The 6,730-nt window shown below is 62.2% G+C and carries 5 protein-coding genes; all 5 read right to left on the bottom strand.

The genetic code is table 11. The features are described 5' to 3' along the window. Positions 1–375 precede the first annotated feature (375 nt). The gene (locus ACYVDE_RS11505; RefSeq protein ID WP_460501691.1) at positions 376–849 is read right to left on the bottom strand and encodes an LptE family protein; all 474 of its coding nucleotides are present in this window, start codon (positions 847–849) and stop codon (positions 376–378) included. Positions 850–943: 94 nt separating this feature from the next. Beyond that, positions 944–2,239: a sigma-54 interaction domain-containing protein gene (locus tag ACYVDE_RS11500; RefSeq protein ID WP_460501690.1), complete on the bottom strand. Its 1,296-nt coding sequence runs from the start codon at positions 2,237–2,239 to the stop codon at positions 944–946. Positions 2,240–2,326: 87 nt separating this feature from the next. Beyond that, positions 2,327–3,766, bottom strand: coding sequence for a MiaB/RimO family radical SAM methylthiotransferase (gene miaB, locus ACYVDE_RS11495; protein WP_460501689.1), 1,440 nt, complete (start codon positions 3,764–3,766; stop codon positions 2,327–2,329). A 228-nt stretch (positions 3,767–3,994) separates the two neighbouring features. Then, positions 3,995–5,293 carry an anthranilate synthase component I family protein gene (locus ACYVDE_RS11490; RefSeq protein ID WP_460501687.1) on the bottom strand — a complete coding sequence of 433 codons (1,299 nt, stop codon included), beginning with the start codon at positions 5,291–5,293 and terminating at the stop codon, positions 3,995–3,997. 96 nt (positions 5,294–5,389) lie between these two features. Next, positions 5,390–6,730 (bottom strand): tetratricopeptide repeat protein (locus ACYVDE_RS11485; RefSeq protein WP_460501685.1); only part of this gene is annotated, 1,341 nt, incomplete at its 5' end.

Below are 6,730 nucleotides of genomic sequence, written 5' to 3'. Positions count from 1 at the left end.
GCAGGCGCTGGCCGGCCAGCATGGTGCCTTGGTCGTGGGCGGCTTTGGCCAGCAGCAGGTGAGCCGTCTGGCAGTACGGAAACGCCTGGGCCAGCTGCTCGAGCTCGCGCACTTCGGCCGGCCCCAGGGCGGTGGGGCGTTCCAGAACGTGCAGAAGGGTGGCGCGGGTCACGACGGTGGGCAAAAAGACGAGAACAAAACGAAGCTATTTCCGCTAAAGTGGGCCCAAAGGGCATGAAGCGGGGCGCAACATTACGCCAATTTAAGCAAACGCCCGCGGGGCTTTCGCAACAAAAAAGCCGCTCAGAGCTAATGCGCTGGCAGTTACCCGCAATAATTTGCCGGTTTTTTCGCCACCGCACAACTCCGCGTCCGCTACCAGTTGGCCACCGATTTATTGAAGATGTCGGTAATGATTTTGTCGGTGGTGGTGCGCACGGCCGTGGGGTCGCTGTTGATGGTGGCGATGTTGCGGTTGGCGGGGTAGTCGTCGAAGTTCTGAAAAACCTGCTCGAAGCTCTGCTTGTCGTCCTTGGTGTTGGTGAAGCGGATTTTGACCTGAATGGTGAGGCGGTTCGAGCCCGCCTGCGACACCCCGCCCACCTGCTGAATAGACGCCGGCGCAAAATCGTAGGCCACGATGTTGCCGTCGAACTGCAGGTCGCCGTCGCGCGGCACCAGCCGCAGGTTGGTGTTGCGCTGGAAATAGTCTTTGAGGTCTTCCGTAAAGCGCTGGGTCAGAAACGCCGGCCCCTGCGGCGAGTTATTCTGAATGGTGGCAATAGAAATCGTGCGCACCGCGGGGTCGATGTTGGTGCCGTTGAACGAGTAGATGCCGCAGCCACTCATTAGTAAGCTGATAGCCAATAGCTGATAGCCAATAGCTCTCCGGGTAAATACCTTCAAAAAGCTAATGGCTAACAGCTTACAGCTATCAGCTAAATCAAACTTGCTCCAGGTCATACTGCTTGAGTTTGCGGTAGAGGGTGCGTTCTGAGATGCCCAGGTCGTGGGCGGCGTATTTGCGCTTGTTGTTGTGCTTGCGCAGAGCCTTGAGAATCATCTCCTTCTCCTTCACGTCGAGCGAGAGCGTTTCTTCCTCGGTTTCGTGCGGAATGTCTTCCACCGGGGTGACGTCGTCGTAGCCCGAAGCGGGTTCGGCGTGGAAAGTCGTGGGCGCTGCTGGCAGAAAGTATTCGTTGCTACCAGACCCCTCAAACGCCGCGCCGGCGCCGGTATTGCCGAACAGGTGGCTGTTTTGGCGTAGCAATTCCTGGGCCTCGTGCGGACGCTGGCCCGAAGCCAGCTCCAGCACCATTTTTTTCAGGTCCGTCATGTCGCGGCGCATGTCGAACAGGATTTTATAGAGCAGGTCGCGCTCCGAGTAGTTGCCAACGCTGCCATCGGCCGTGCCTGCGCCGCCCAGCAGCATGGGCAGGCGGCTGCTCTGGTCTTGGGGCAGGTAAGGGGCCAGGCGGCGGGCGTCCACGTCGCGGTCGGTTTCAAGCACCGACATCTGCTCGGCGATGTTCTTGAGTTGGCGGATGTTGCCGGGGAAGCGAAAGCGCGTGAGCACCGGCACCGCATCGGGCGTGAGGGTGATGGGCCGGGTGCGGTACCGCTCGGCCGCGTCGGAGGCAAACTTGCGGAACAGCAGGTAGATGTCGTCGCCGCGCTCGCGCAACGGCGGTACGGTAATGGGCACCGTGTTCAGGCGGTAGTACAGGTCTTCGCGGAAAGTGCCGGCCTGCACGCGGTCGAGCAGGTTCACATTGGTGGCGGCCACCACGCGCACATCGGTTTTCTGCACCTTGCTGCTGCCCACGCGAATGAACTCGCCGTTCTCCAGCACGCGCAGCAGGCGGGCTTGGGTACCCAGCGGCATCTCGCCAATCTCATCGAGGAAGATGGTGCCGCCGTTGGTGACTTCGAAATAGCCCTTGCGGGCCTCATTGGCCCCGGTGAAGGAGCCTTTCTCGTGGCCAAACAGCTCCGAATCAATTGTGCCCTCCGGGATGGCGCCGCAGTTGATGGCGATGAACTGCCCGTGCTTGCGCGGTGAGAGCGCGTGAATAATCTTGGAAAACGACTCCTTGCCCGACCCGCTTTCGCCGGTGATGAGCACCGTCATATCGGTCGGTGCCACCTGGGCGGCCACCTGAATGGCGTAATTCAGCGCTGGCGCGTTGCCGATGATGCCGAACCGGAGCTTGATGGATTGGATTTCTTGCGTAGTCAATTGAAATGTGTTTGGAGCGCCCTGCTATCTTGTTCGCGCACAGAGTTAAAGGGTTTTATCTTCTTGACTCAGTACGCTGTACGAGTCTTAATCTACCGCTTCGCCCAGCAAAGCCGCGCCAGTGGTGCTGGTAGCCAGTACGTTCACGTAATCACCTTTCTTGAAGTTTTGCTTCGGAAAGATGACGACTTGGTTCTGGTCGTTGCGGCCGCTGAGGTGTTCGGCCGAGCGTTTCGAGGGGCCCTCTACCAGTACCTGGTGCACGCGGCCCACCATGCGGGCGTAGCGGGCGCGGGCGTGCTGCTGCTGCAGGTCGATGATTTCCTGGAGGCGGCGCTTCTTGGTTTCGAGCGGAATGTCGTCTTCAAGCTTGCGGGCGGCCAGCGTGCCGGGGCGCTCCGAGTAGAAGAAATTGTAGGCCATGTCATACTTCACCAGGTCGAGCAGGCTCAGCGTGTCCTGGTGCTCCTCCTCGGTTTCGGAGCAGAAGCCGGCAATCATGTCGGTCGAAATAGCGCAGTCTTCTCCCAGAATCTCACGGATTCTAGCCACCCGCTCCTCATACCAGGGGCGGTCGTAGGTGCGGTTCATCAAGGCCAGCACGCGCGAGTTGCCGCTCTGGGCCGGCAGGTGGATGTACTTGCAGATGTTGGCGTACTTGGCCATCGTGTGCAGTACCTCGTCGGTGATGTCCTTGGGGTGCGAGGTCGAGAAGCGCACGCGCAGCTCGGGGCTGATGAGGGCCACGCGCTCGAGCAGCTGGGCGAAGTTGACATGCTCGGTGCCGTCGGCCGAAGCCCACTTGTAGGAGTCCACGTTCTGGCCCAGCAGCGTCACTTCCTTGTAGCCGGCGGCCACCAGCGCGCTGGCTTCCTCGATGATGCTGTGCGCATCGCGGCTGCGCTCGCGGCCGCGGGTGAAGGGCACCACGCAGAACGAGCACATGTTGTCGCAGCCGCGCATGATACTGATGAAGGCCGACACGCCGTTGGAGTTCAGGCGCACGGGCGTGATGTCGGCGTAGGTTTCCTCGCGGCTCAGCAGCACGTTCACGCCTTTCTGGCCGCCATCTACCTGCTCGATTAGGCCGGGCAGGTCGCGGTAGGCGTCGGGGCCCACCACGAGGTCCACAATCTTTTCTTCTTCCAGAAACTTGCTTTTCAGGCGCTCGGCCATGCAGCCGAGCACACCCACCAACATGCTGGGCTTGCGCTTTTTGTGCGAGTTAATCTGCTTGAGGCGCATGCGCACCGTCTGCTCGGCCTTCTCGCGGATGGAGCAGGTATTGAGCAGTACGAGGTCGGCGTTGGCGAGGTCGTCAGTGGTGTCGAAGCCCTCATCAAACAGGATGCTCGACACGATTTCGGAGTCCGAGAAATTCATCTGGCAGCCGTAGCTCTCGATGTAGAGCTTGCGCTGGCGGCCGGTGCGGGTAGCGGCCGTCACGCGCACGTCGCCGCTGGGCGTGGCTTCGGCGGTGGGGGCGGCTTTATCTAAAAAATCGAGGGTTAACAGAGGTTGGGCCATATTATAGTCGCGTTTCGGCGGACGACAAAGATACGGCGGCCCCGGCGAAAATGACAGAATGGCAGAAGACGCAATGAGCAGTGAATAATTAAGACCGTCATGCTGAGCACAGTCGAAGCATCTCAACCGTGCAACTAATCAATGCCGATTGCAACGAAGTAGTAGAGTTGCTTCGACTGCGCTCAGCATGACGGTCTTTTGTATCTGCCGTTTCTTTGCGGCCCGTCGTTATCCTTGGATGCCCGCGCCTAGCACCTCCAGCATGGCTCGGGCCTTCAGCAGGCACTCGTCGTACTCGCGCTCCGGTACCGAATCGTACGTAATGGCCGAGCCAACCTGGAAGCTGAGGTAGCCGGTGTCGGCGCGGTACTGCAACGAGCGGATGACGACGTTGAAATCGAAGTCGCCGCCGGGCCACACCACGCCCAGGCTGCCGCTGTAGAGGCCGCGGCGGCTGCGCTCGTAGTGCTCAATAAGTTGCATGGCGCGGATTTTCGGCGCGCCGGTCATCGAGCCCATCGGGAAAGCGGCGCGCAGCACGTCGGCCGTTTCCAAGCCGGGCCGCAGCTCGGCGGCCACGGTCGAAATCAACTGCCACACGTGGCGGAAGGGGTAGAGGCCGAACAGCTCGGGCACGCGCACAGTGCCGGTGCGTGCCACGCGAGCCAGGTCGTTGCGCACGAGGTCCACAATCATCAGGTTTTCGGCGCGCTCTTTTTCGTCGTGCAGCAAGTGAGTGCGCTGCTGCTCATCCTCGGCTGGGGTGATGCCGCGGCGTACGGTGCCCTTGATGGGCTGCGAAATAATTTGGGCACCCCGTCGGGCTACAAACCGTTCGGGCGAGGCGCAGAGCAGGTAGTGCTGCTGCCAGCGCAGGAACCCCGCAAATGGGGCGGGCGAGGCCGCATTGAGCTGCTCAAATACCTCTACCGGGTTCAGCGCCACGCCCTCGGCATAGAATTCCTGGCAAAGATTGAGCTCATACACTTCGCCGTTCAGAATGTCTTCGCGCACGGCTTGCACGGCGCGTAAGTAGTCTGGGCGGGGCAGGCGGGCGCGCAGGCTGGCCACCTGTGGCGAGCTAAAAGCCGGCACTTCCGTCGCCAGAATTGCGGCCAGCACATTGGGCATTGCTCCGTAAATCTCCAACTGTTCACCGCGCCAGCGCAGCCAGGTTTCGGCCCGAAAAAAGTGCAGCTGCGGCCAGTCAAAGCCCGCGTGGTTGGCGCTGTTCAGCGCCTCAATCTCATTCTTAATGTCATAGGTTATAAACCCGCAGCTCGGGGCCGCACCGGCCCGACTCAGCCAAGGCTGCAGCTCCGCCAGCGTGCGAGGCGCATCGTCGGTGTGGGAAGCGACGGCCAGCAGCCGCTCGAAAGGGCCTTCGGGATAGGCCAGGTCGTTGGGCTCGAAATAGGCGCAGTGCGCGAAGCCGGCCGCCCAGCGCAAGGCCCGCGCCCAAAAATCGGCGGGCAAGTCGGCCAGCGGCACAACGAGGCAGGCAGGAGCAGAAGAAACTTCAGACACAGACGCGGCAATGGTAACCCGATGATTGCGGCAGCCAGCCGGCTGGTAAGCTCGGGCAGCCCGGGCGTAAAGTTCGGGCTAAAACAATAGCCGAGCCTATTTCAGGGTACGCAGCGCCAGCTTGGCCTTGGCATCGGTGCTGTTCTTGTATTCGTGCCAGGGGTAGGCCAGCGCTTTCATAAAATACTTGCGAGCAATGGGCTTGTTGCCTACGCTCTGGGCCATATAGCCCTGCTGCAAAGCCGCTTGCGGCGCGTAGTAGTACGGCGCTTTAGGTCCGGCTTCGGTCAGCGTGGCTTCAAAGTAAAACCAGGCCGAATCGAGCTGCCCCAGGCCTTGGAAGGCGCGGGCGCGGCGGTACGGCGCCTCAATACGGTCGCGCCAGATAGTGGTGGCCGTGGGCCGGAAGCTGCGCAGTGTGGCCAGCGCCTCGCGGTCGTAGCCGCCGTCGGACTGCAGGCGGGCGCGGGTGAGGATGGGATTTAGGGCGCGGGCCTCGTCGTAGTAATGCTGGGCGTAGGTGTCTTCCTCCACGTCGGAAGGGCCAGGCTGGTTGATGAGCGCGCGGTAGCGGGCCGCCGTAGCGGCCGGCTGCCCGCCCAGCCACGCCGCCAGGTAGAGCTTGAAGGCGGCATCCTTGCGGTAGTGCACGCCCCGAAACTCGCGCAGAAACACCAGGTTTTCGCGCTCCGAAGCGGCGTAGTCGCCCCGGTAAAGCAGTAGGTCGGCGGCCATGTGGTGCAGGTAAGGCACGGGCAGGTAGGCCGGGCCGGTGGGGCGGGCGCGGTAGGCCGCCAGAGCCGCATCGGCGTGGTGCTGGCGCTTTTCCACGCTCATGCGCACGTAGGCAAACAGCAGGTTGTCGGGCTGCTCGGCCGTGAGGCGGGCGGTGAGGTGCTCAGCCTCGGCGGGCTGCTTGTAATAGCTTTCGCGAATCAGGGCCTGCAACAGCTGGCTTTCGAGCTGGAAATCGCCGGGCTGACCGGCGGCCGCATTCAGATTGCGCAGGCCGGTCTCCACGCTGGGCGTGAGGCCCAGCAGGCGTAGCAGCCAGTGGTAGCCCTCGGGCATGGCCCCCACGGCAAAATCGCACACACCCAGGGTTTTGCGGGCCGGAGCAAAGTTGGGGTAATGCTTCACCACGTCCTGCATCTGGTGGTAACCGCTGCGCAGGTGGTAGCCACCCGCCACGAGGTGCTTGAACAGCAACTGGCTCAGGCCCAGGTGCAGGGTCATTTCGGCGCGGGCGTAGTCGCGCAGGGCGCTGGCGGGCGCGTCGTCCAGGGCATCCAACCGCGCCTCCTGGTTGTCGGTCAGCGCTTCGTAGCGGCCAGCATCCTGCGAAATTACCAGCTCTACGAAGTCGGCGCAGTTGGCCACCAGCAGCGGGGCAGGGGCGTGGGGCGCGGCGGCCAGCTCGGGCCGCAGCAGGATGCG

This window comes from Hymenobacter agri, from assembly GCF_054778495.1.
Note: the sequence above shows the minus strand (reverse complement) of the source record. Positions and strands in the feature narration are given on the sequence as shown.

Coding starts and splice junctions, on each gene's coding strand:
- ACYVDE_RS11505 (WP_460501691.1), bottom strand. CDS start 849: ATGAGTGGCTGCGGCATCTACTCGTTCAACGGCACCAACATCGACCCC.
- miaB (WP_460501689.1), bottom strand. CDS start 3,766: ATGGCCCAACCTCTGTTAACCCTCGATTTTTTAGATAAAGCCGCCCCC.